The organism is Marseilla massiliensis, assembly GCF_023336985.1.
Lineage (GTDB): Bacteria > Bacteroidota > Bacteroidia > Bacteroidales > Bacteroidaceae > Prevotella > Prevotella intestinigallinarum.
Genome location: NZ_JAMBLP010000005.1, coordinates 214,374 through 238,835 on the forward strand (window position 1 = coordinate 214,374; position 24,462 = coordinate 238,835).

The 24,462-nt window shown below is 53.6% G+C and carries 22 protein-coding genes; 19 read left to right on the forward strand and 3 right to left on the reverse strand.

Going from position 1 to position 24,462, the window contains the following annotated elements:
• Nucleotides 1-207: 207 nt before the first annotated feature.
• From M3089_RS05965 to M3089_RS05975, 3 genes are all read left to right on the forward strand, one after another.
• Nucleotides 208-696 carry a helix-turn-helix domain-containing protein gene (locus M3089_RS05965; protein WP_249082441.1) on the forward strand — a complete coding sequence of 163 codons (489 nt, stop codon included), beginning with the start codon at nt 208-210 and terminating at the stop codon, nt 694-696.
• Nucleotides 697-2,649, forward strand: coding sequence for a dipeptidyl peptidase 3 (locus M3089_RS05970; RefSeq protein WP_249082443.1), 1,953 nt, complete (start codon nt 697-699; stop codon nt 2,647-2,649).
• 138 nt (nt 2,650-2,787) lie between these two features.
• A complete protein-coding gene (locus M3089_RS05975) occupies nt 2,788-3,414 on the forward strand; it encodes a DNA alkylation repair protein (protein ID WP_249082446.1) in 627 nt (208 codons plus the stop codon).
• A gap of 527 nt (nt 3,415-3,941) precedes the next feature.
• Here M3089_RS05975 and M3089_RS05980 read toward each other — a convergent pair.
• The 3 genes from M3089_RS05980 to M3089_RS05990 form a co-directional block, all read right to left on the reverse strand.
• Nucleotides 3,942-5,060 carry a porin gene (locus M3089_RS05980; RefSeq protein ID WP_205107830.1) on the reverse strand — a complete coding sequence of 373 codons (1,119 nt, stop codon included), beginning with the start codon at nt 5,058-5,060 and terminating at the stop codon, nt 3,942-3,944.
• A 62-nt stretch (nt 5,061-5,122) separates the two neighbouring features.
• Nucleotides 5,123-6,541 carry a 23S rRNA (uracil(1939)-C(5))-methyltransferase RlmD gene (rlmD, locus tag M3089_RS05985; RefSeq protein WP_249082448.1) on the reverse strand — a complete coding sequence of 473 codons (1,419 nt, stop codon included), beginning with the start codon at nt 6,539-6,541 and terminating at the stop codon, nt 5,123-5,125.
• Nucleotides 6,542-6,813: 272 nt separating this feature from the next.
• Nucleotides 6,814-7,059: a hypothetical protein gene (locus M3089_RS05990; RefSeq protein WP_249082451.1), complete on the reverse strand. Its 246-nt coding sequence runs from the start codon at nt 7,057-7,059 to the stop codon at nt 6,814-6,816.
• A 15-nt stretch (nt 7,060-7,074) separates the two neighbouring features.
• On the opposite strand from M3089_RS05990, the gene ppdK reads away from it, so the two are divergent.
• The 16 genes from ppdK (at nt 7,075) to traK (ending at nt 24,385) form a co-directional block, all read left to right on the forward strand.
• Complete coding sequence (gene ppdK / locus M3089_RS05995) at nt 7,075-9,801, forward strand: pyruvate, phosphate dikinase (protein WP_249082454.1); 2,727 nt, start codon at nt 7,075-7,077, stop codon at nt 9,799-9,801.
• Nucleotides 9,802-9,999: 198 nt separating this feature from the next.
• Nucleotides 10,000-11,493, forward strand: a complete 1,494-nt coding sequence (locus tag M3089_RS06000; RefSeq protein WP_249082457.1) for a tyrosine-type recombinase/integrase — start codon at nt 10,000-10,002, stop codon at nt 11,491-11,493.
• A 1,156-nt stretch (nt 11,494-12,649) separates the two neighbouring features.
• On the forward strand, nt 12,650-13,036 hold the full coding sequence (locus M3089_RS06005) for a plasmid mobilization protein (protein ID WP_087330311.1): 387 nt from the start codon (nt 12,650-12,652) through the stop codon (nt 13,034-13,036).
• A gap of 39 nt (nt 13,037-13,075) precedes the next feature.
• Nucleotides 13,076-14,635 carry a relaxase/mobilization nuclease domain-containing protein gene (locus M3089_RS06010; RefSeq protein WP_087207488.1) on the forward strand — a complete coding sequence of 520 codons (1,560 nt, stop codon included), beginning with the start codon at nt 13,076-13,078 and terminating at the stop codon, nt 14,633-14,635.
• A gap of 182 nt (nt 14,636-14,817) precedes the next feature.
• A complete protein-coding gene (locus M3089_RS06015; protein WP_087207586.1) occupies nt 14,818-15,528 on the forward strand; it encodes a ParA family protein in 711 nt (236 codons plus the stop codon).
• Between the two features lie 10 nt (nt 15,529-15,538).
• Nucleotides 15,539-15,901 (forward strand): hypothetical protein, encoded by a 363-nt coding sequence (locus tag M3089_RS06020; protein WP_087207491.1) that lies wholly within the window; start codon nt 15,539-15,541, stop codon nt 15,899-15,901.
• The gene (locus M3089_RS06025; protein WP_249082460.1) at nt 15,894-16,481 is read left to right on the forward strand and encodes a MarR family transcriptional regulator; all 588 of its coding nucleotides are present in this window, start codon (nt 15,894-15,896) and stop codon (nt 16,479-16,481) included. Before M3089_RS06020 ends, M3089_RS06025 begins: the two co-directional genes overlap by 8 nt.
• Before the next feature lie 2 nt (nt 16,482-16,483).
• Nucleotides 16,484-16,876 carry a hypothetical protein gene (locus M3089_RS06030; RefSeq protein ID WP_125105079.1) on the forward strand — a complete coding sequence of 131 codons (393 nt, stop codon included), beginning with the start codon at nt 16,484-16,486 and terminating at the stop codon, nt 16,874-16,876.
• A gap of 68 nt (nt 16,877-16,944) precedes the next feature.
• Nucleotides 16,945-17,301, forward strand: a complete 357-nt coding sequence (locus M3089_RS06035) for a DUF4134 domain-containing protein (protein WP_249082463.1) — start codon at nt 16,945-16,947, stop codon at nt 17,299-17,301.
• 4 nt (nt 17,302-17,305) lie between these two features.
• The gene (locus tag M3089_RS06040) at nt 17,306-17,605 is read left to right on the forward strand and encodes a DUF4133 domain-containing protein (protein WP_249082466.1); all 300 of its coding nucleotides are present in this window, start codon (nt 17,306-17,308) and stop codon (nt 17,603-17,605) included.
• A gap of 37 nt (nt 17,606-17,642) precedes the next feature.
• Complete coding sequence (locus M3089_RS06045) at nt 17,643-20,483, forward strand: TraG family conjugative transposon ATPase (RefSeq protein ID WP_249082467.1); 2,841 nt, start codon at nt 17,643-17,645, stop codon at nt 20,481-20,483.
• Nucleotides 20,471-21,211, forward strand: a complete 741-nt coding sequence (locus M3089_RS06050; RefSeq protein WP_249082470.1) for a hypothetical protein — start codon at nt 20,471-20,473, stop codon at nt 21,209-21,211. Before M3089_RS06045 ends, M3089_RS06050 begins: the two co-directional genes overlap by 13 nt.
• 17 nt (nt 21,212-21,228) lie before the next feature.
• Nucleotides 21,229-21,948 carry a hypothetical protein gene (locus M3089_RS06055; RefSeq protein WP_249082473.1) on the forward strand — a complete coding sequence of 240 codons (720 nt, stop codon included), beginning with the start codon at nt 21,229-21,231 and terminating at the stop codon, nt 21,946-21,948.
• Nucleotides 21,938-22,615 (forward strand): DUF5045 domain-containing protein, encoded by a 678-nt coding sequence (locus M3089_RS06060; protein ID WP_249082477.1) that lies wholly within the window; start codon nt 21,938-21,940, stop codon nt 22,613-22,615. Before M3089_RS06055 ends, M3089_RS06060 begins: the two co-directional genes overlap by 11 nt.
• A 36-nt stretch (nt 22,616-22,651) precedes the next feature.
• On the forward strand, nt 22,652-23,770 hold the full coding sequence (locus M3089_RS06065; RefSeq protein ID WP_087207503.1) for a hypothetical protein: 1,119 nt from the start codon (nt 22,652-22,654) through the stop codon (nt 23,768-23,770).
• Between the two features lie 18 nt (nt 23,771-23,788).
• On the forward strand, nt 23,789-24,385 hold the full coding sequence (traK, locus tag M3089_RS06070) for a conjugative transposon protein TraK (RefSeq protein WP_087207505.1): 597 nt from the start codon (nt 23,789-23,791) through the stop codon (nt 24,383-24,385).
• Nucleotides 24,386-24,462 lie beyond the last annotated feature (77 nt).

Below are 24,462 nucleotides of genomic sequence, written 5' to 3' on the forward strand. Positions count from 1 at the left end.
GCATATCGTAGGCGGCTGACGTTCACGCGGCAACGGCCGTTCGCTTCGTGTTTATGTGGCGGGGGTGGGCGTGAGGCTGTTGCCGTGGCTGTGGAACATGGCGCGCAAACGTTTCTGTTATGTTTTTTTATGAAAAATAGACGGGTGCCAAATGACGTCTTATCAAAAAAAAATCGTATATTTGCAAAATACTAAAATCAATAGGTTATGGCAAAATATAATATCACAGAAAAGAAAGAAAAAGAGGCCGCTTACCGTGATTTGGTCAGCCCGCAGCTGATGGACGAGATGAAGGAAAAGATACTTAACATCATAGTGCTGCAGAAAAAGTATAAAGACAAGGACTATTCTGCCAAGAAACTAGCCGAAGACCTTGGCACAAACACTCGCTATATTTCTGCGGTCATGAACGTGAGGTTCCACATGAATTACTCTTCGTTCATCAACAAGTTCCGCATTGAGGAGGCTATGGCCATACTTGTAGACAAGCGATACCTTGACTTGAAGATGGAGGACGTGAGCGACATGGTGGGCTTTTCCAACCGTCAGTCGTTCTATGCGTCGTTCTATAAAATCATGAGGATGACCCCGCGTGCATACAGGATGCAGCACATTGCCCAGCATCCGGAGAAAGCCAAGGCCGCAAAGGCCGCCAAGGCTGCGCGAAAGAGCAAAAAAGCGGAGGGGGGGAACTGAATGGCAGGCAATAGCTTCAATTACTCTGACATCCGCTTTGCGGACATCCAGATGCTGAGGTACAGGCTGCATGGCTTTGATGGATTGTCATTGCGCCAAAAGCAGTATGTCTATTGCCTTTCGCAGGCCACGCTCTATGGGCGCGACATCACATTCGACCAATTCGGCAAATACAACCTCAAGATAAGGAAAACCCTCGAGGCCATCTACACCGACGGTGCCATAGACCATGGCGACAAGGAGTTTGCCGCCCTCGAGGAGTACCTGATGCGCGTTTGGTTTTCCAACGGCATATACCATCATTATGGCTGCGATAAGTTTGTTCCGGGCTTCAGCAAGGAGTATTTTCGTGCAGCCATGAATGCCGTGGACAAGTCGTCGTTGCCGCTCGAGAACGGAATGACTGTTGATGACCTGTGCAACGAGCTCGTGCCGGTGATGTTCGACAGGGATGTCTTGGCCAAAAGGGTAAACAAGGCTCCCGGGGTCGACATCGTGGCCACGTCTGCTTGCAACTACTACGATGGCGTCACCCAGGCCGAGGCCGAGGAGTTCTATAGGGCGAAGAAAGCCGCTTGCGGTGACTGCGCCCCGTCGTTCGGCCTCAACACCAAGCTGGTCAAGACCGCAGAGGGGCTGCATGAGGAGGCTTGGACGGAAGGAGGACTTTATGGACCGGCTATTGAGCGCATAACATATTGGCTTGGCCGGGCTTCGTCGGTGGCCGAAAACCAGAAGCAGGTAGATGTGATAAACAAGCTGATTGAGTATTACCGCACTGGCGATTTACATGTCTTTGACGAGTATTCCATACTTTGGGTCGAGGCGCTCGACGGTAAGATTGATTTCATAAACGGCTTTATAGAGGTGTATGGCGACCCGTTGGGAATAAAAGGCTCGTGGGAAGGTATTGTGGAATACAAGGACGAAGAGGCCACCAAGCGCACCCGCACCATCAGCGAGAATGCCCAGTGGTTTGAAGACCACTCGCCTGTGGATGCCCGTTTCCGCAAGCCCGAGGTAAAGGGAGTCACTGCCAACGTTGTCTGTGCGGCAATGCTCGGTGGCGACGAATATCCGTCGACAGCCATAGGCATCAATCTTCCCAATGCCGATTGGATAAGGGCGCAGCACGGAAGCAAGAGCGTCACCATTTGCAACCTGACCGACGCTTACAACAAGGCGGCTAAAGGAAACGGCTTCTACGATGAGTTTGTCATCGACAGAGACACGCTTGGGCTGATAGACAAGTATGGCGACCTGTGCGACGACCTGCACACCGACCTGCACGAGTGCCTCGGCCACGGAAGCGGCAGGCTGCTGCCCGGCACCGACCCTGATGCGCTTAAGGCTTACGGCAACACGATTGAAGAGGCGAGGGCCGACTTGTTCGCGCTATATTACATGGCCGACAGCAAGATGGTTGACCTCGGTCTGCTGCCAGACCGTGACGCATACAAGTCTCAGTACTACACTTACATGATGAACGGGCTGCTTACCCAGCTTGTACGCATAGAGCCCGGGGCTTGCATCGAGGAGGCCCACATGCGCAACAGGGCGCTGATTGCGAATTGGTGCGTGGCAAAAGGCGATGCCGTCAGGTTGGTTGACAGAGGTGGCAAAACCTTTGTCGAGATACTCGACTATGACGGTCTCAGGGCCCTTGTGGCGCAATTGCTGGCCGAGGTTCAGCGGATAAAGAGCGAGGGCGACTACGAGGCCGCCAGGGATTTGGTTGAAACATATGCTGTGAAGGTTGACCCCGAGGTGCATGCCGAGGTACTCAAGCGTTACGCCGGACTGAACATTGCGCCATACAAGGGCTTTATCAACCCGGTGCTGCGGCCCGTGCGCAATGGCAATGGTGAAATCACAGACATAGAAGTCGACTACTCTGAGGGCTATGTTCACCAGATGCTGCGTTACAGCAAGGAGTATTCAACGTTGATCTGACTCTGTGCCATGGCAAGGTGCGGCTGTTGCCGCCAATAGGGGTCTGCCCCTTGGCGTGTGGCAACGGCGTGGCACTTTGCCGGATGGCGCTTTGCCGGGTTGGCCCGAAGGGATTGTCGGGCTTTTTAAAATTAAAGAATGATGGATAACAATAGCAATATTGACAGCAGACTGAAAGAGATAAAGCAATCTTTCAGGCTGCAGATGAATGGAGTGGCGGCACAGTCGATGAGAGACAAGGGCTTGGACTACCACGTTAATTGGGGTGTTTCATTGCCAGCCCTGAAGGCCAAGGCTGCCGAGATAGGCAAGGACTACGACCTTGCACTGGCTTTATGGAAAGACAATGTCAGGGAATGTAAGATACTGGCAACGCTGATTATGCCTCCCGGTGAGATATTGCCGGAGGTTGTTGATATATGGATGGAGCAGACAGACAACGTGGAGATAGCCGAGCAGGCATCGTTGAACCTATACCAGCACCTGCCTTTTGCTGCCGAAAAGGCTTACCGCTGGATTGCCTCCGAAAGCGAGTTGTACCAAATCTGCGGCTACCATGTACTGTCGCGACTGTTCATGCGTGGGCAGGAACCCAATGAGCGTGGTGCCAACGAGTTCATCGACCAGGCGCTGGCAGCCATCCAAGGCGACTCGGTAGTGCTTAAGAAGGCCGCCTGGTCAAGCGTCTTGAGGTTTGCCGATTTGGGAGATGGCTTCAGGCAAATGGCCCAAAAGGCCATGAAGTCTATAGGGGTCGACCTGTAGAGTTTGCCTGTCGGCCTCGCGGCCTGCACGGTAGTGCTCACAAGCATAGGTGCATCGGCCGTGATTTTGGGTGATTACAGTCGGTCGGCTTCTGCGTTACTGCCAGACATCAGGCAGGCTTCAGTCGTATGATGCCGACAATGTTGATTGCATATAACCAATTGACCGCATGCTACTTACAGCTGTATTGCTGAAGCGGCGTGCGGTCTTTTTGTGTTGATTTTGGCATGCTTGTGTTGTAATCAAGGCAGGATTGCACAGCCATTGGCATATGCCTTTCGCTCGGTGGTCATGCGGTTGCGCTCTGAAAATCGCCCCAAGCCAGCAGTCAATCCCCCAAATGATGGCATGCCTATAGGTATTCTGATTTGTTGTTGCCTATTTCTGTTGCATTGCATACAGCTGAGATGCATGCCACCAAGCAAGAGGCCGTGCGGGGTATGCAAGCGTTTTGTTGCTCATAATATATAGGTAGACAAACATTCAGCGGCATATTGACCGGTTTGAGACGGCCTGCCCGCAGTGTTTCAGAACCTAACGCTGAGTTCTACGTCGAGCATGCTGTAATTGTGTTTGGCCAGGCTGCGGTCGTTGATGAAGGCGTATTCGGCTTGCAACTCAAGGTTTTTGCAGAACAGATAGTTCAGTCCAACCTCATATTGCGTGCGGCTGTCGGCCCACGTTCCCGATTTTCTATACATGTCATAACGCGCCTTGGCCCTCAGTTTTTGCCTGATGATTGGTGCTATGCACAGCGCATAAACACCGTCAGCCTTGTTTCCCTGGGCATAGTTGACCGTTGCGTCAGCCGCATCGTCTCCGCTTTGCTTTGTGGTCTTGAATCCGTAGCCCGTGCTGTGTATGTATTCAGAGCGTATCTGCCAGTCTTCGTCCTTGTATTCGGCGCTTATGGCATAGCGGTATTGCCCCAGGCTCACCGTGCCCTGGTGCTCGTTGCCGGCGCCGTCGGTCCAGTGGCCCTTGCGTGCGTGCGAGCCGGCCCAGCCGAACGCCCCAATGCGCAGCCCTTTTGCGGGTGCCACCCATACGCCGCCTATTATATCCTTGCGGTTGTCTACATCTTTGGTGTTAATGCCCTGCCCGTTGAACACACCAACCTGATAGTGCAACAGCTTCCGTCCGTTGCCGCATGGCAGGAAATCGCCCTGCAGCTGTATGCCGATGTCGCGCCCGTTGCTTGCCTGTTCGCCCGTGCGGTCGTTGAATCCCGACAGCCGCTGCACGTTTTGCGAGTAGCCCATGAACCCTTGGTCTACAGGATGCATGGGGTTTTCAAACGTGAAAGGACGCTTAAACTGGCCTATTTTGATTCGCGCGAAGTCGTATCGTTGCCATTCCACAAACAAATCCACGATGCGCGGACTCTCGCCCAGAGTTGACGTGTTGCCGTTTATTTGCCCCTGTACTTTGTATTCAAACTCACCCAACAGATGGCCTCCCACCGAGACGCGGGCCATTCGGATGTTGAAGGTATTGCTGTTGTTTTCCTGAAAATTGGCTTGGTACTGTCCAATGATATATCCACTGAACTTTGGCTTGTCGGCTATGGGCGTAACACTTTTGCCGGCATGCGCAACCAGCGAGGCCGAAGCAAGCACAGCAACGGCCCAAAAGGTCTTTTTCATAATAATGTATTATTTAGTGATATTGAAACATTCAATGCGCAGCATGCCCGCCCCGGTGCCGCTCAACGGCGCTTGAGCAGCACCACGTTCTCTACGTGCGGTGTATGCGGAAACATGTCTACCGGCTGCACGGCAGCCACCTTGTAGCTTGCGTCGAGCAACCCGAGGTCGCGTGCCTGTGTGGCAGGGTTGCAACTGACGTATACAATGCGGTCGGGGGCTGCATTGAGAATGGTGTTGACCACGTCCTGGTGCATTCCTGCGCGAGGCGGGTCGGTTATTATCACGTCGGGTTTGCCGTGGGCAGATATAAAGTCGTCGGTGAGAATGTCCTTCATGTCGCCTGCATAGAACAACGTGTTGGATATGCCGTTAAGCCCGGAGTTGACCTTGGCGTCCTCAATGGCTTCGGGCACATATTCTATTCCGATGACCTGGCGCGCACGCCCTGCAACGAAGTTGGCTATAGTTCCGGTGCCGGTATACAGGTCGTAGACCAGTTCGTTGCCCGTGAGCGAGGCAAAGTCGCGGGCCACGCAGTAAAGGTGGTAGGCCTGTTCGGTGTTGGTCTGGTAAAAGCTCTTGGGGCCAACCTTAAACCTCAGGTCTTCCATTTTCTCAATGATGTGGTCTTCGCCTTTATACACCATCACCTCCTGGTCGCCGATGGTGTCATTGCATTTCTGGTTGTTGACATATAAGAGCGACGTTATCTGCGGGAACGCGTCGCCGATGTGCTTGAGCAATGCCAGCGCGCGCTCTTCGTCACCCGGCTCATCGTAGTGGAACTGGACTATCACCATCCATTCGCCCGAGCTTGAGTTTCGGATGATGATGTCGCGCAGCAGTCCCTTCTGGGCGCGCAAGTCGAAAAACGACATGCCTGTGGCAAAGGCATAGTCGCGTATCTCATTCCTTATCTTGTTGTGGGTGTCGTCCATCAGCCAGCACTTCTCGATGGGCAGTATTTTGTCGAACGCCCCGGTGATGTGGAAGCCAATGCCGTTCATGTTGTCATACTTGAATCCGGATGCAATCTGCTCTTTGGTCAGCCAGCGCTTGTTGGAACAGCCAAACTCAAGTTTGTTGCGATACTCCGATGTCTGGGCCGAGCCGAGGATGGGGCGGAACTCGGGCAGTTCAACCTTCCCAATCCTCGACAACTGGTCGAAAACCTGCTTCTGCTTGAACCGCAACTGCTCCTCGTAAGGCAGGTTTTGCCACTTGCATCCGCCACATACGCCGAAATGCTCGCACATGGGCTTTGCGCGCAACTGACTGTATTCCACAAAACGAGCCACCTCTGCTTCGCAGTAATTGTGTTTCTTTTTCTTTATCTGGAGGTCAACAATGTCGCCCGGAACGGTGAAAGGCACGAACACGACAAGGTCGTTGACGCGGGCCATCGACTTGCCTTCGGCTGCCACATCGGTGATGGTGACATTTTCAAGTATTGGGAATGGTTTTTTCTTTCTGCTCATCTCAATTTATGTTTTGGCGTGCAAAGTTACAAATTCTGGGCCACATTTGCACCCTGTGCCGGGCAAAAAAGCAAAATATTTATGCCCCCATGCGCCGCAGCCACTGGGTTTTCCACCCGCTGGCCGGCCGGTGGCACCGGGGCGCAGTGTACGTATATTTCCGTATTGATGCCTCTGCGGGTAATCGGACTGTAAATCAGCGCCTTGCCATTTGGGCCGTATTGCAGCCCGAAACGGGCCGAATTGTCGCTTAAAACGGCCCGTTTCTCACTTCAAAATGGGCCATATTGGTCCAACGGCCCGTCAAAAGGAGGCCATGGAGCCGTTGGCGACAGTATGTTGTAAGGATAATTTTCACTGGCCGATGCCAAGCCATACCCGCGTGAAAAACGCTCATGCATGGCGAAAATGTTGAAATGTAAACTCCACACATCAATTTTTTCTTGCATTTTCTTGCTACATAATGATAAATCATTTATATTTGCAAAACGAATTACAAATTGTAAAATGTCAATCATAAACAAAACTAACTTATGAATGAAAAAAGAGTTTATACCTTCGGCAACGGTAAAGCCGAGGGTAGGGCAGATATGAGGAATCTGCTTGGAGGTAAGGGAGCAAACCTGGCCGAAATGAACCTCATCGGCGTACCTGTACCTCCCGGATTTACAATCACTACCGATGTGTGCAATGAATATTTTGAGAAAGGTAAGGACGATGTAGTGGCTTTGCTCAAAGACGATGTAGCCAAGGCCGTCAGCCATATCGAAAACCTCATGAACAGCAAGTTTGGCGACGTGGACAACCCGCTTCTCGTCAGCGTGCGCTCTGGCGCCCGGGCATCCATGCCTGGCATGATGGACACCATCCTTAACCTCGGTCTCAACGATGACGTTGTTGAAGGATTGGCCAAGAAGACTGGCAACGAGCGTTTCGCTTACGACAGCTACCGCCGCTTCGTGCAAATGTATGGCGACGTTGTGCTTGGCATGAAGCCGGTAAACAAGGAAGACATCGACCCGTTTGAGGCTATTATACAAAAGGTGAAGGCCCAGCGCGGCATTACGCTTGACAACGAGATGAATGTTGATGAGCTCAAGCAGCTTGTCAAGCTGTTCAAGACTGCCATAAAGGAGCAGACGGGCAAGGATTTCCCGACAGACCCGATGGAGCAGCTCTGGGGCGCCATCTGTGCAGTGTTCGACTCTTGGATGAATGAGCGCGCCATCCTTTATCGCAAGATGGAGGGTATACCCGCAGAGTGGGGTACGGCTGTTACAGTCATGGCCATGGTGTTCGGAAACATGGGCAACACCTCTGCAACCGGCGTTTGTTTCAGCCGCGATGCCGCCACTGGCGAGAACATATTCAACGGCGAGTATCTGGTCAACGCACAGGGTGAGGACGTTGTGGCTGGAATACGCACTCCGCAGCAGATTACCAAGGAGGGCTCACGCCGCTGGGCTACGCAGCAGGGCATCGATGAGTCGGTCAGGGTAAGCAAGTATCCGTCGATGGAAGAGGCCATGCCCGAGATTTTTGCACAGCTCAACGCTCTCCAGGACAAATTGGAGAAGCATTACCATGACATGCAGGACATGGAGTTCACCGTGCAGGAAGGCAAGCTGTGGTTCTTGCAGACCCGAAACGGCAAGCGCACCGGTACGGCCATGGTGAAGATTGCCATGGACTTGCTGCGCGAGGGTGAGATTGACGAGAAGACTGCATTGTTGCGTTGCGAGCCCAACAAGCTCGACGAGCTGCTCCACCCGGTGTTCGACAAGGAGGCTCAGAAGAAGGCTCGCGTGCTTACCCGCGGACTGCCTGCATCGCCGGGTGCTGCTTGCGGACAGATTGTATTCTTTGCCGACGATGCTGAAGAATGGCATGCCAACGGTCACCAGGTGGTGATGGTAAGAATCGAGACAAGCCCCGAAGACTTGGCAGGAATGTCGGCCGCCGAAGGCATCCTTACGGCACGTGGCGGCATGACGTCACATGCTGCAGTGGTGGCGCGCGGCATGGGCAAGTGCTGTGTGTCGGGTGCAGGCGCTATCAATGTTGATTACAAGGCGCGCACGGTAGAGATTGACGGCGTGGTATTGAAAGAAGGCGACTATCTTTCACTCAACGGCTCAACCGGCGAGGTATACTATGGCGAGGTGAAGACAAAGCCCGCTGAGGTTACCGGCGACTTTGCTGCACTGATGGAACTGTGCAACAAGTACACCAAGCTGGTTGTACGCACCAACGCCGATACACCCCACGACGCTGAGGTGGCACGCAACTTCGGAGCTGTCGGCATAGGTCTCTGCCGTACGGAGCACATGTTCTTTGAGAACGAGAAGATCAAGGCCATGCGTGAAATGATTTTGGCAGATACAGTGGAAGGCCGTGAAAAGGCTCTTGAGAAACTGTTGCCATATCAGAAGCAGGATTTCTACGGCATACTGAAGGCAATGGACGGATATCCTGTAAACATACGTCTGCTTGATCCTCCTCTCCATGAGTTTGTGCCCCACGACCTTGCCGGACAGGAGGCCATGGCCAAAGAGATGGGCGTTTCCGTACAGGAAATCCAGCATCGAGTAAACAGTCTGAGCGAGCACAACCCGATGCTCGGCCACCGCGGATGCCGCCTTGGAAACACATATCCCGAGATTACGGCAATGCAGACTAAGGCAATACTTGGTGCTGCCATACAGTTGAAGAAGGAAGGCCACGACCCGCATCCTGAAATCATGGTGCCGCTGATTGGAATTGTCAATGAGTTCGATGCGCAGGAGAAGGTGATACGTGATACAGCCAAGGCCCTGTTCAAGGAAGAGGGAGTGGAGATTCCGTTCCGCGTCGGTACGATGATCGAGATACCTCGTGCGGCACTGACCGCCGACAACATTGCCAAGAAGGCCGAATACTTCAGCTTTGGAACAAACGACCTCACGCAGATGACATTCGGTTACAGCCGCGACGACATTGCAAGCTTCTTGCCCGTTTACCTCGATAAGAAGATTCTTAATGTCGATCCGTTCCAGGTGCTCGACCAGAATGGCGTTGGCCAGCTTATCAAGATGGCTGTCGACAAGGGCCGCAACACTCGTCCCAACCTCACATGCGGTATTTGCGGCGAGCATGGCGGTGAGCCTTCATCTGTCAAGTTCTGCCACAAGGTAGGCTTGAATTATGTTAGCTGCTCACCATTCCGCGTGCCCATAGCACGCTTGGCAGCGGCGCAGGCTGCGATAGAGGATACTCTCTAAAAATATCTTAGGCATTGATTTAGGCTGTAATGTCCTGTATGACAGGCATTACAGCCTAAACTGTTTTTATACGGTTCGTTCATTTGACCGCATAAATTGAGCCAAATAAACGGCTCTTGCATACAAATTACATACGAAATTCTGATGCTGCGCATACAAAAGGACATACAAAAGTAATTCATTACAAACCAACAATTTATGGCAACATTTAAAGCAATCGTAAGGTACAAGAGAGCCGATGGCTTCTACCAAGTCTATATCCGTGTCATTCACCGCTCAAAAATGGGATATATAAAGACAGACAAGTTTATCACCGATAAGCAACTTACCAAAGCTGGGGAAATTAAGGATGCGGTAGTGAATGAATTTTGTTCGCGTGAAATATTACGCTACTCTGATATGATTAATCGTCATGAGGTATCAAACTATTCAGTCTCTGAGTTGATAGAATTTCTTCAGCACTCGGATGGTGATGTAAACTTTAGTGAGTTCGCAGCTAATTTCATTGCTCAAATGATAAATGGTGGTCATGCTCGAAATGCAAAAAATTATCAGCTTGCCGTTAATCATCTTGAGCGATATTTGGGAACGACACAAATTATGTTCAGCACACTTACCTCTGTTGTTTTGAAAAAATGGATAGACAGTCTGGCAAAAACAAACCGAGCCAAAGAAATGTATCCTACTTGTGTGAGACAGATTTTCAAAAAAGCCATTATCGAGTTAAACGATGAAGAACGTGGCATCATGCGTATAAAGTTCAACCCTTGGCTGAAAATAAAGATTCCAAAATCAGATAGCACAGTGCAAAGGGCAATCAGTGCGGAAGCTTGCCGTGAGTTCTTCAACCGTCCGCTTCCAAAAACAAAGATGCTGTCTCCCCTTCCGGAGCTTGGCCGGGATGTGGCTCTTCTTTCGTTGTGCATTGGTGGCATCAATACCGTTGACCTTTACGAACTCAAAAAGAAGGACTACAACAATGGCATTATCGGCTATAAAAGAGCCAAGACCCGCAACAGCCGGAAAGACGAGGCATACATGGAAATGCGTATCGAACCATTTATCCAGTCCACTTTTGAGAAGTATTTGTCCGGCGAGGATGATGAATACCTGTTCGTATTCCACAGCCGTTACAGCAACTCCGACAGTTTCAATGCCAACGTGAATATCGGAATACGCAAGATATGCGCCGACATGGGCATGAAAAAGGAGGACTACTACTGTTATTACACGTTCCGGCACACGTGGGCGACCATCGCCCAAAATGACTGTGATGCCAACCTTTATGAAGTGGCGTTCGGCATGAACCACAGCCACGGGCTGAATGTCACCCGTGGCTATGTCAAGATAGACTTCACCCCGGCATGGAGGCTGAACGCCAAGGTCATCGACTTCATCTTTTTCAGTGACGAGAAGAGCAAGCAAGGCAAAGCGCGTGACATTGAGGCTCCGGCAGACAAGCTGTTCCGCATATCCAAGAAGATGATGATTCTCGGACGGGCCTATTTCAAAGGAAAGGTGCTTTCCGAATTTACGGACATCGGTTTCAGCAATGTTGACCAAGTGATTGCCAAGCTGGCAAACAAGCTTCCGAGCGACATACCGACCGGATGCACCGTACAGTTCCGTATCACCAACTGTGATACCCAGAAGGAAGTGGTATATGAGAGAAGCAAGGGAAAAGGATTTTAGCCCGTTTGTCAGTAAGGGCTAACACCTGACATGAGGGAAAAACACCATTCCATCCGAATACAGCACGAAGCTGTACCTGCCCTTTCGAGACAGGTGCGGCTTTGCTGTTTCGCCATTATCTTGAATTCGGCGGACGGTTTGCGCCACATCGCCCCAAGAAGATGCCGACTAACAGCAACAACCCCTTCCATAAAAAGACACATCCCCTCTTCATCAGCCATCCGGTAAGCCACAGCACGTTCCTTGCCAGCCATAATACCAACCGCCACAACAGCGAAAGCACGATGATGACCGGCACCAGGTATATTATCAGTAACAGTTCAAACATATATCTTCAAATTCAAGTGAAGCCATAAGCCATACGAGGCTATTTTCACCTTAAATATACTAAAAATCAACGAGATATGGAAATTTTACAGCAACTATTTCCCGGTAAAATCACTAATTGTCAGATGAATATCCATTACGCTTGCATATCAAGATTGCTTCATATCCATAGCTTGGAAGATACGGGTGACAAGTGTCGTATTTCCCAAAATTCAAGGTTGTCAAGTGCATATATTTCTGGTTATTCAAGTCTGATGAATGGATGCAAAGGAATGTAATGGACTACTTAACCACCCATAACCTTATTGTATTCTACTGAAAAATCCAAGCTCATTACTAATCTGTTAAATGAAAACCGCAGTTTCCTTTTCCCTCCTGTTGTCGGACGAGCGGATAATGTTCCCGATAATTCACGGATGGATGAATCGACATAACCACCCACCTGAAACTAGCCTAATCTTCATCCCATATATCGAAATTCTACACAATCGAAAAACATCATATACATAAATACAAAGCAAAATTCACTGGCATACCCGGCAATCGGATGTCCTTGACACCACGGTCAAAATGGTACGCTCCTTGAAGAATAGTGTTGTGCATTTTGTACGGAAGCCACTTTCCACGGTAATTTTGGTGCAAAAAAGAACCCGGGATGATATTGCCCTGCGTTGCAGGATTTTCCAAGCAAGTTGTACTTTTGTGGCCACAAAACACCGTTTGTTCTCCCAAAAAGTGACTTGCCGGATGCCCTGCACCAGAGCGGCACCGCCGCTGTTTCGCCCTGCGAAATAAGGTAAGACAATCCCGGTTGCAAACAAACCGGAACATGAAGGAACATAGGAACAAGTACATCAAGGTAAGGATGACCCCGGAAGAAGTCCGGGAGTTCAAGGAGAAATCGGCTGAATACAAGACCGTAAGCCACTACGTGCGCAAGGCACTCGAAGAGTATTCAAACGTAAGCGTCAGGCAGCAGCTTGAACTCATGCAGGAACTCGGTTCGTTTTACCGAAGATACCAGGGCGAACTGTCCCATATAGGCGGAAACCTCAACCAGGCAGTAAAGCGCGCCAACGAGCTGGCGGTTGCAGGGTTGCTGCCCCCAAGCTATATCCGGGAAGTTCTGTTGCCGCTCATCCGGGACACACAGGAAACCGTCAACGGGATAAAAAGACAACTTGACATCCTCACATCAAGAATAAACAAGCCTTAGAACCAGACATATCACCAATCCAGATAACACCACCCCAAGATGATAGCGACCATATTACCCGGAAGCGCGGACTTCCATGCCGTTGGTTACAACGAACACAAGGTATCGAAAGGGCTTGCCCGGCTCATCGAGATGCGGAACTTCGGGACAATCGGTCTGGCAGGCAGACCCACCACGGAGGAGCTTACCGGCTATCTCAAAAAATACAGTTCCACCAACAGCCGCATCCGGAAACCGCAGTTCCATGTGGCCGTCAGCTGCAAAGGCCGTGAGATGACGGAATCCGAGCTGCTGGATTTCGCGCACCGATACCTCAAGGAAATGGGATATGCCGAACCTGGACAACCTTGGCTCATCTACGCCCACCATGACACCGACAACACCCACCTGCACATCATCACCTCGCGTGTCGCCCCCGACGGCAGGAAGATAGCCTATAGTCACGAGCGCAGGCGTTCCCAGGAAGTCATAGACAGGATTCTCGGCACGGACAGGCAAAAGAAGATTGCCGACGACATGGACGCGGCCAGGCAATATACCTTCTCCTCTTTCGCCCAGTTCAAGGCAATCATGGTTTCTATGGGATATGAGGTATATAAGAAAGATGAAAACGTATTTATCAAGCATGGCGGCAAGGTGCAGCGGCAAATTCCGTTGGCCGAAGTCGAACAGCTTTTCAAAAGCGGCTATAGGGAACGCGCCCGTTGCCGCCAGCTGCGGAGCATCCTCAAAAAATACCGGGACGTGAGCGGCGGCAAGGAAGAGCTGCAGAAAGAGCTGAAGGAGAAGTTCGGCATCGACCTCGTGTTCTTCGGCAGGAAGGATGCGCCCTACGGCTACATGATTGTCGACCACGCCCACCGTACCGTCATCAACGGGGCAAGGGTGCTGGCCACGGAACAGCTTCTGGACTTCGCCACCCCGGAACAACGCTTCGCACGCATAGAGGACTACATAGACCGGCTGCTCACCCTCAACCCGAAAATCACGCAGGGCGAGATTTTCCAGAAGCTGAGGAAGCAGCGTGCCTATATCAAGAAAGGCGTCATCCACTTTGACGGACAGACACGCCCGTTAAAGCCGTTCATGGCGGAAGCCATCGACCGGAACAACCGCATCCGTTTCATCGAGATGTTCCACCCGGCCACAGAAGCTGAACGCGATCTGCTCTGCAAAATCTTCAAGGTGAACCGTCCTGATCTGGTGGACCTGTCAGGCGAAAGGCCGCAGTCCCATACGGATGCCGTCAGCCGCCTGCATGAAATCTTCAATGACGAGAACGTCTTTTCCGTGAAAAGTGCCCTTCATGAGGAAGGCTTCATCATCCGCGAGGAAGCGGGCGCGGCATATGCCGTCAACTTTAAAAGACACATCGTGATAGACCTTGCGGCGGAAGGGCTTGACACGGAACGGCTGAAACCCCGGCCACGGAAGCAACAGGCCAAGCAGACACATTCCACCGGAAACGGCGGAAAGAAGATACACATACACGGACTGAAGGATTCCGGTGCCGGAAGCCATGCCGAAAAGCGTGAGTGGGAAGTCGGCGGCAAGGGAGGCTACGATGACATTGACGACGGACGCAACCTTAAACGGTAGACCATGAGGAAAAAACGGAGACTCCCTTTTGTCACCTGTCTGGCCGCATAAGCCGTCATACCTTTTAATCCGCTGCATAAAATACTTCGGTCAGGCTGACCTGAAGCACAAAAGTGTTGTGCATTTCGTTACCGTCCTATCCGGTGCATACTTTTGCACCGAACCAAACGACCGTGGACAAAATGATACAGACACCCGTCATCGTGACATTCGCCAACCAGAAAGGGGGAGTCGGCAAGACGACCCTCTGCGTCACCTTCGCCAACTACCTTGTGACGAAGGGCGTGCGTGCCGTGGTCGTCGACTGCGATTTCCAGCACTCCATCATGAAGTGCCGCAAGGCCGACATCAAGAAATACGGCGAGGAAGCCGTACCCTACGACGTGCTGGCCTACGAGGCCAACGACAAGCAGGCCATGACCGCGCTCATGGAGAAGCTGCACAACGACCCCAGCATAGACGTGGTGCTCATGGACTCGCCCGGCAGCCTGAAGGCGGAGGGGCTGATACCCATGTTCGTCAACTCGGATATCATCGTCGTACCGTTCCATTACGACCTGGTGACCGTCCCCTCCACCGCGAGCTTCCTCCTGTTCATCGACCGTCTGCGCAAGGCCGTGGGCGGACGGATGAAAGCCCGGCTCTTCATCGTCCCCAACCTCCATGACGGACGGGTGGGCAAACGCTCCGAGCTGGAACTGTGGGAGAACACGGGGAAGACCTTCGCCAACTACGGGCTGGTGACGGACAAGATTCCCAAGCGGGCCGACATGGAACGTTTCAGCACGGTGGCGGAACTGGATATGCAGGCCGGCATCGTCAGTCCGGTGTTCGACAAAATATACGCCGGAATTTTCGTTGACGGCACCCCCAAAGACATAAACCATCAATGACCATAGCGTAATGAACAAGGAATTACAAATAGACGACCTCACCAGAGGCATCAATGACGACGAACCTGCATTCAAGGGAGAAGGACAAGCGGAGCAAGGCACCGCACATCCCGGTGACAAGTGCTGGCAGGACTTCATGGCCTACCTTGAAGCGCCGACGGACGGGAACGGCAAGGCAGACCGTCTGGTATGCAAACTCGACCGCGACCTGGCCGACTCGCTTGACGACTGCGACATCCGTGGCCGCTGCCGTTCCGACCTCGTGAACGCCATCATCCGCTCGTTCTTCGAGAACCACCTTTCCCTACTGGCGCAATACCGCCGCGAGAAGAAATCATTGTTCAACAACTATAACCCCGAATCCCATGCGTAGAATCGACTGGACAGAAACCATGCTCTCCCGGCTTGCCGAGCTTTATCCCGTGGAGACCACCGCACATACTGCCTATATGCTCCAGATAGGCGTGACGGCCGTGAAGGAAAAAGCCCGCGAACTCGGACTGGAGAAGCTGGCCAAGAGCCGGTGGCTGGAACGTGCCGGACATATCAGCCGCCACTTCGACAACCGTTCCTACGCCGAGATGGCCGGCGACCTGGGCGTCAGCCGCACCACAGTCAGCCGCATGGCACGCAAGCTGGGGCTGAGCCGGAGCAAGGCAAAGGGTTACGCGATGTCGTCCCGTGTCCGCAATGAGCTGGTACGCCGCGAACGGCGCAGGGCTGTATTCGGTCTTGACCCCCTCACACGCCTCAAGGTTATCTCACACCGCGCCAAGGTCAGGATACGCTCCAGGCTGAAAGCCAACGGATACATCACCGGCGTACACAGGAACATACTGTACTTCACCGAAGCCACATGCCGGAAAGCCCGGCTGGAAGCCAAGGCCACTAGACTTGGACTATCCTTTCTGCCTTTTCCCGGAGACAACACACCATTATTCAATGCCATATAGCCATGCAGTACGGACAAATCGTTTTTATCCTTTTCGTGGCAATGGCCTGCTATTACGTCTTCCTCATCTTCACGGACATAAGGACAGCGCAGGCGGCTCAGAACGCGGAAAAGGAGAACCATACGGAAGAAGAGATAGACATATCGGACGAGGCAAAGAGCTTCCGCCCGACCAGAGTCAGCAGGGACGAGGAAAAGAAGGAAGAGGCGGTTGGCAACGGGCAATCCGAACCGGACTCACCCCAAGAAAAAGGCTTCCGCCGTCCCGGTTACCGTGAGGCCGTCATGACCGACGGCATCCTTGTGGACGACCTCATCCACGAAATCGACAGGCTGGCGGAAAGCGGCACCAGCGACCTCGGCCTGGTCATATACACCTGCGAGAACGCAAGGTGAGAATCACACGTTCCTTTAGCGACCCCTGTTCCTTCGGCGATGAAACAACCATTTAACGAATTAAAGAAATGCAGGAATTAAAGAGAAGATGCCTACGCGCATTCGTCCGTTTCAAGCAGTCCGCGTTCGCCCGGAAGGGCACGCTCGCCCTCGTGGCACTCACCCTCGCCGCCGGCGACGTCATGGCTGGCAGCAAGGGGGCGGCGGGCTTCACCAAGGCCACCCAGGAAGTAAGCTCCTACCAGACACCCGTCTCCAACCTCATGAAAGCCATTGCGGCGGTCATCGTGCTGGTAGGCGCTTTTAACGTTTATTTTAAGATGCAGAACGGCGACCAGGATGTCAAGAAGACCATCATGCTGACCATCGGCGGATGTATCGCATTCATCGCATTGTCAGAGGCTCTGCCGCTTTTCTTCACGTAAGGCCATGGAGGAAAACAAGAACGGTCAGGACGGCTTCCCCGTGTTCAAGGGACTCCAGAAACCGCTGGAGTTCATGGGCATCCGGGGCCGTTTCCTCACGCTGGCGGCGGTGGCCATAGGCGTGTCCTTCGTGGGGTTCATCGCCTTTTCCATCGTCCTGGGGAAACTCGCCGGGTTCGTCGCCATGCTGGTGATGGCCGCCGCAGGGCTGGCCACCATCTTCGTGAAGCAGCGCGGCGGACTGCACAACAAGAAACGGGCGAAGGGAATCTACGTCTATAAGAACATCCGGAAAACGGATTAAAGAGAATTGAAGAACTGATAAAAACAGAAAGCATCCTATGGCACAGAACAGGAAACGGGCATTCGAGGGGCTTTACGCCCAGCTGGAAGAGACGGACGGCCATGCCGTCCTCTTCTCCGCCAGGGGCGAGCCTTCGGTCATATTCGAGACGGCCAACCCCGTGCAGCAGCTATGCACGGACGCGGAGCAGTACCTGCGCTTCCAAGACGTGCTCTCTAACCTCGTACAGACACTCGGCGAGGGCTACGCCCTGCAGAAGCAGGACATCTTCTGCAGACAGGCCTACCACCACGACGTGCCGGAGGATGCGGAGTTCCTGACGCGGAGCTACTTCCGCTACTTCGAGGGAAGGGAGTTCACCGAGATACGCACCTACCTTGTCATCACGCAGGAGGCGCAGCGCGGCCAGTTCGTGCAGTACGACCCGAAGAAGTGGGCGGAGTTCCATTCCAAGGTGGCCAAGGCGGAGGACATCCTGAGCGAGAGGCACATCCGCCACAGGCGGCTGACAAGGGACGAGGTGGACGAATACTGCCACCGCTTCATGGCCTTCCGCTTCCGCCACGGCCCGTTCTCCATGAGCAACTTCAAGGCTTCGGACGAGTACCTGAAGGTGGGCGGCCGCGTGGTGCGCTCCTATCCGCTGGTGGACATCGACGAGATAAACCTGCCCTCACGCATCAGGCCCTACACGCAGGCCAGCGTCAACGGCTACGGCATCGCCACAGACCTTTTCTCGTTTCTGACAAGCGTTCCCCATGCGGATTGCGTGGTGTACAACCAGGTGGTGCAGATACCCGGACAGCGCAAGCTGCTCCGCAAGCTCCAGGCCAAGGCCAAGCGTCACGGCTCCATGCCCGACCCGAGCAACCGGATAGCCAAGGCCGACATCGAGGAGGTCTTGGAAAAGCTTGCCGTGGACAGTTCGCTGCTGGTCTACGCCAACTTCAACATCCTAGTGAGCTGCCCGGCGGACAAGGTCACCCCGGTCACTTCCTACCTGGAGACCAAGCTGTACGGGTGCGGCATCATGCCCTCTCGCACGGCCTACAACCAGCTGGAGCTGTTCACCGACAGCTTCCCCGGCAACGCCTACGCTTTCAATCCCGACTACGACCTGTTCCTCACCCTGTCGGACGCCGCCCTGTGCTTCTTCTTCAAGGAGCACCTGAAGGAATCGGAGGACACGCCCCTGACCACATATTACACCGACCGGCAGGGACTACCCGTCTGCATCGACATCACGGGAAAGGAGGGCAAGGTCAAGATGACTGACAATGCCAACTTCTTCTGCATCGGGCCTTCGGGAAGCGGCAAGTCGTTCCACATGAACTCGGTCGTCCGCCAGTTACTGGAACAGCAGACGGATGTGGTCATGGTGGACACGGGCGACTCCTACGAGGGCATCTGTGGATACTACGGCGGCACGTATATTTCCTATTCCAAGGAGAAGCCCATCTCCATGAACCCCTTCAAGGTCACGGCGGAGGAATACGGTCTGAACTTCGGCGAGAAGAAGAACTTCCTCAAATCGCTGGTGTTCCTCATTTTCAAGGGCAGCGCATTCCCCAGCAAGATAGAGGACATGATAGTCAACCAGACCATCGTGGAGTATTACGATGCCTATTTCCACCCGTTCGAGAAATTTACGGAGAAGCAGCGTGCGGAGTTGCGGCAGAAACTGCTTGTAGACTCCAAGATGGATGACGACTACGAGAAGTACAACCATGAGATGGAGGACATCGACCGCCTGATAAACGCCAAGGATTCGCCGGAAGTGCCGGAAAGCCGCGCCCTGCTGCTCCCCTCGGAAGTCAGGCGCATGAAACTCGTCCGCCAGTGCCGTTCGCTCATGGCACTCATACGAGACAAGGCCGCCTCGGAGTCCGAAAGGGAACACGCCGCACATATCGTGGAGAAATACCGCAAGGAGCTTTACGAGAACACCATGCTGGTAAGGATTGACAGGCAGATAGACCGCATGGAGGAGCAGAAACGGCGGTTGAAGGTCAAGGAACTTTCCTTCAACTCCTACTACGAGTTCGCCGTGGAGCGCATCCCGCAAATCACTTCCCTGGAGAAAATAACATTCGACATACACAACTTCGCCGCCATCCTCAAGCAGTTCTACCGGGGCGGCGAGCTGGAAACGACGCTGAACGCCGACCTGGACGTTGACCTCTTCAACGAGCGTTTCATCGTATTTGAAATTGACAAGATAAAGGATGACCCCGTGCTTTTCCCCATCGTGGTACTCATCATCATGGACGTGTTCCTCCAGAAGATGCGCATCAAGAAGGGGCGCAAGGCTCTGATTATCGAAGAGGCGTGGAAGGCCATCGCCTCGCCCACGATGGCCGAGTACATCAAGTACCTGTACAAGACCGTCCGCAAGTTCCACGGCATCGCCGGGGTGGTCACGCAGGAGCTGAACGACGTGATAGACTCGCCCATCGTGAAGGAGGCCATCATAAATAATTCCGATGTGAAGATACTGCTCGACCAGTCCAAGTTCAAGGACAGGTACGAGCAGATAGCCGCCATACTGGGACTGACCCCCGTGCAGCGGCAGCAGATATTCACCATCAACGCGCTTGACAACCACGAGGGGCGCAGCTACTTCAAGGAGGTGTGGATATGCCGGGGACAGCATTCCGACGTCTACGGCGTGGAGGAAGCCCCCGAATGTTACTGGGCCTACACCACCGAGCGGACGGAAAAAGAGGCGTTGAAAACATACCTGCGGCACTACGGCACGGTGCAGGAGGCCATCACGCGCATCGAGGCCGACCGGAAGAAAGCAGGCAACCCCAAGTACCTGGAGTTCGCCAGAGAAGTCAACCAACATCAAAAAGTAATGTCATTATGGGAAAGCTGAAAAACATATTGTTAGGAACATTCCTGTTTGCCGCGTCCGCCCCCACGTTTGCCGGATGGCGCATCGTCATAGACCGCAACTGCATCGCCACGGTGAGTGCCAACCTGGCCTCGCAGAAACTCATCGAGGGGCAGCACAACCGGCGGCTGGACTCCATCGCCTCCAAGAAACAGAAGGTGGAACTCTACACCGTGAGCATGGCCACCATCAAGGAGCTGTACAAGCTCTCGATGGAAAACATCTCCGGCTTCGGCACGGAGAGTCTTTACTACAAGGAGATAGGCACCTGCGCCTTCGATATCCTCAAAGACGTGCCGGAACTTATTGAAACGGTGGGCAGGGCGAAGTTTACGAACAAGCTGCTTTGCCTCAATGAACTCGGCAACCTCGTAGCCGAGACCCAACAACTGGTGGGCGACTTCGTGAACATCGTGAACAACGCCAGGGTGCAGAACCCGCTCAAAGGGGAAGCCACGGCGGAGAGGAAAAGCGACGGGTACAACCTGCTCGACCGCTACGAGCGGCTGACCCTGGCCAACCGCATATATACTGACCTTACGAAGATACGCTACAAGGTGGAGGGAATGATGCTCATGGCACAGTATGCCACAGCGGACGACCTCTTCTTTGCCATCAACCCGGAGGGCTGGGCAAACGTGGTGACCATGAAGAACCGTGTCGGCAGCCTTGTCCAGTCATGGAACGGGCTTGTAGCTTCCAATTACTGAACCAGACAACAAGAGCTATGGACTATAATATAAAAGGTATAGGAAATCGCAAGGCATTTTTTGCCGCCTTTATAGCAATCGCCGTCCTGTCGCTTCCCGTCAGGGTATCGGCCGGAGTCATCCCCAAAGACCTCCCGACCATCGAGGCCCTGATTGCCTTGCACAAGGCCGTCAAGAAGGACGAGGACAAGGCCATGCAGCGTGTGGCCGCCAGCTTCGGCGAGCAGTCGCTCCTCACCAAGGGGGCCGGCAAGTTCAACGACGTGCGCACCACCCTGAACACCAAGCTGGACAATGCCCATTCCTACTTAGTGCTGGCAGGCGCCATCTCTTCCACGGCCAACGCGCTGTACCGGTTGGTGAAGGAATACAAGGACTTCACCTCCAACACGTTCGGCCATGTCAGCAAGAAGCCCTTCGTGGCGTGGTACTATGCCGACGCCAACCTGGCCATATCGAGGGAAGTGAAGCACTGCTACAAGCTTTATGCGTCGGTGGCCACTTCCGGCATCAACCTGATGAAGGCTTCCATGGACGAGAAGCTGAACCTGGTGATGACGCTGAAAACCACCATCGACAGGGCGAGGTACATCATCGACAACGCGAACTTGTACTGCTACCTCATTACCGACTGCGGATGGAAGCCGGATTACATCTGGGAGATACTGAACTCCGAGGTCAAGGACGAGATAGCGAAAACGATAATAGACAAATGGAACAAAGGATATGAAAGTTAAAGAGGCCATATTATTGCTGTGTGTAGTCTTCGCCCCGGTTGTGGCGGAAGCACAAGTGCCCGTCCGTGACAACGAGAAGAAGAAACAGTGGCAGTCCATGGAGAACGGGCCGTGGGACTTCGCGCCCGACTGGTACTATTATTTCCTGCACAAGGGTTACTCCGGCGCGGAAATGTATTGGAAATGGGCGGGCTTCAAGTCCGGCTTCCGTGTCCGCTTCAAGGAATCCAAGTCGAACATCAAACGCATCATGCCCACACGGGTCATATCCGAGGAGACCCAGCGGCAGAAGCTGGAGAAGGTGGAGGAAGAACGCAAATATGTGGAAGAGCTGTACAAGGAGGAGCTTGTCCGGGAGGCCGACCGCGCCGTTGACCTGGCCTATCCGGCCTACAAGGACGAGTTCAACCGGATGCAGGACTGCATCACCGACGGCCTGCTCTATTGCATGACGAAAAGCGGCGGAAAGTTGAAGCCGCAGGTGGACGAACTGGGCAGGCAGAATGAAATCCTTTGCGCAGATATTGCCTATATCCGCAAGACGGGCGTGGGCTACGGACTGGAGAACGCCAAGCGGCAGCAAGCCTACGAAGAAGCCAAAGGAAAGATGGAGGCACTCGTGAAACAGACCGCCAACCTCTGCGCCGTGGCCGCCACACATTATTAGAATTAAAATGTATTACATGAAGATAAGAATACGATTATGCAACTGTCTGCTGTTTTATTGACCATAGGCCTTCCGGCCATCGACGAGAGCCTGGACAAGCTCCTTGTCGCCATGGAGACGTTCCCCAACGTGGCCGTGCTGGGCGACGCGGTGGGACTGGCCCGTATCATCGGGCTGCTGCTCGCCCTCTGCGTGGGTTCCTACGAGTGCTGGATGATGATGCTCGGACGGCGCGGCATGGACGTAATGAAGCTCCTCCGCATCGTCGGCATCTCCATCTGCATCTCTTCCTCCTCGTGGATATGTGACGCCCTGCAGGTGCCCGGCAAGGGACTTGAAAGCGCGAGCAAGGCGATGGCGCAGGCCAAGAACAAAGAGGTGGCCGCCTTCGAGCTGAAGGTGGCTCAAAAACAAAGCGAGTACCTTGACCGGCTGCGCACCGTACAGGATTCCATCGCAACCGCGCAGCAGGTGGCCGCCATCGGACAGGACGCCGCATGGTGGGACAAACTCATCTACAACGTGGAGAACCTTGGCAACACCATCAACAACTACGCCCAACGGGCGGTGGTGGCCACGGAGACCAAGGTCAGCGAATGGATAAACGATGTCATCCGCTTCGTGGGAGAGCTGATTTTCCAGATGTCCTACTACGGCATCCTCGTGGCGCAGCGCATCTTCATGGCCATCATGATGATATTCTGCCCCATCATGTTCGCCCTGTCCCTCGCCCCGCCGTGGAACTCGGCGTGGAGCCAGTGGATGTCCAAGTTCCTTTCCCTCTCGCTGTGGGGCTTCGTGACCTACATGTGCCTGTACTACGTTGACTTCATCCTGCTTTACAACCTGCAACAGGATTTGGTGGCCTACGAGCACCTGCTTCACGGTTCGGTCAACTCATGGTCGCAGATAGGCGCGTTGGGGCTGCAGGGCATCGGCTCCAACTGCATGTACGCCATGGGAATGCTGGTCGGCGCGTACATTATACGTTTCGTCCCGGAAGTGGCCTCGTGGCTCATCCCCGGCGGCGTAAGTTCGGGCGCGGCCACGGCGGCAGGCTCCACGGCGACGGGCATCGCTTCCATGGCAGGAGGCGCGGCCGGTTCGGTGGCCGGGGGCGCGATTTCCATGGTCAAGCCCAAATCAGGAAGATAAACCTAATATTTCAAGAATATGCTCATAGAATCACTGGCACAGAAAACAAGGCTCGCCATGATAACGGTGCTGGCCACCATAGGCGGTTGCGCCGTCATCTGCGGTTTCACCGTATGGTGCTGCATTTCCTTGGTGAACAAGGAAAGGGACCAGATATACATATTGGACGGCAACATCCCGTTCCTCGCCGAGCGCGCGCAGCTGGAGGCCAATTTCACGATGGAGGCCAAGGCGCACATCCAGCTCTTCCATCAGTATTTCTTCAACCTGCCGCCCGACAACGACTACATCAAGTGGACACTCGGCAAGGCCATGTACATGGCGGACGGCACGGCGTTGAAACAGAAGCAGGCGATGGACGAGAACGGCTTTTACTCCGACATCATCTCCTCGTCGGCGGTCTGCACCGTCATGTGCGACTCCATCGACTTCGACGAACAGGAACGGAAGTTCACCTACTACGGCACGCAGCTCATCAAGCGGCGCACCCGTGACCTGAAGCGTTCTTTGGTCACGACCGGATATGTTGAGTCCGTGCCAAGGACGCGGAACAATCCCCACGGGCTGCTGATTACCAACTGGAGGACGCTTGAAAACAAGGATTTGGACTACTAAATGCGATTTGGATATGAGAATCAGAAAGAAACTTCGGGAAAGCAGACTAAGGACGCACCTGCAAATCCGCGCATGGC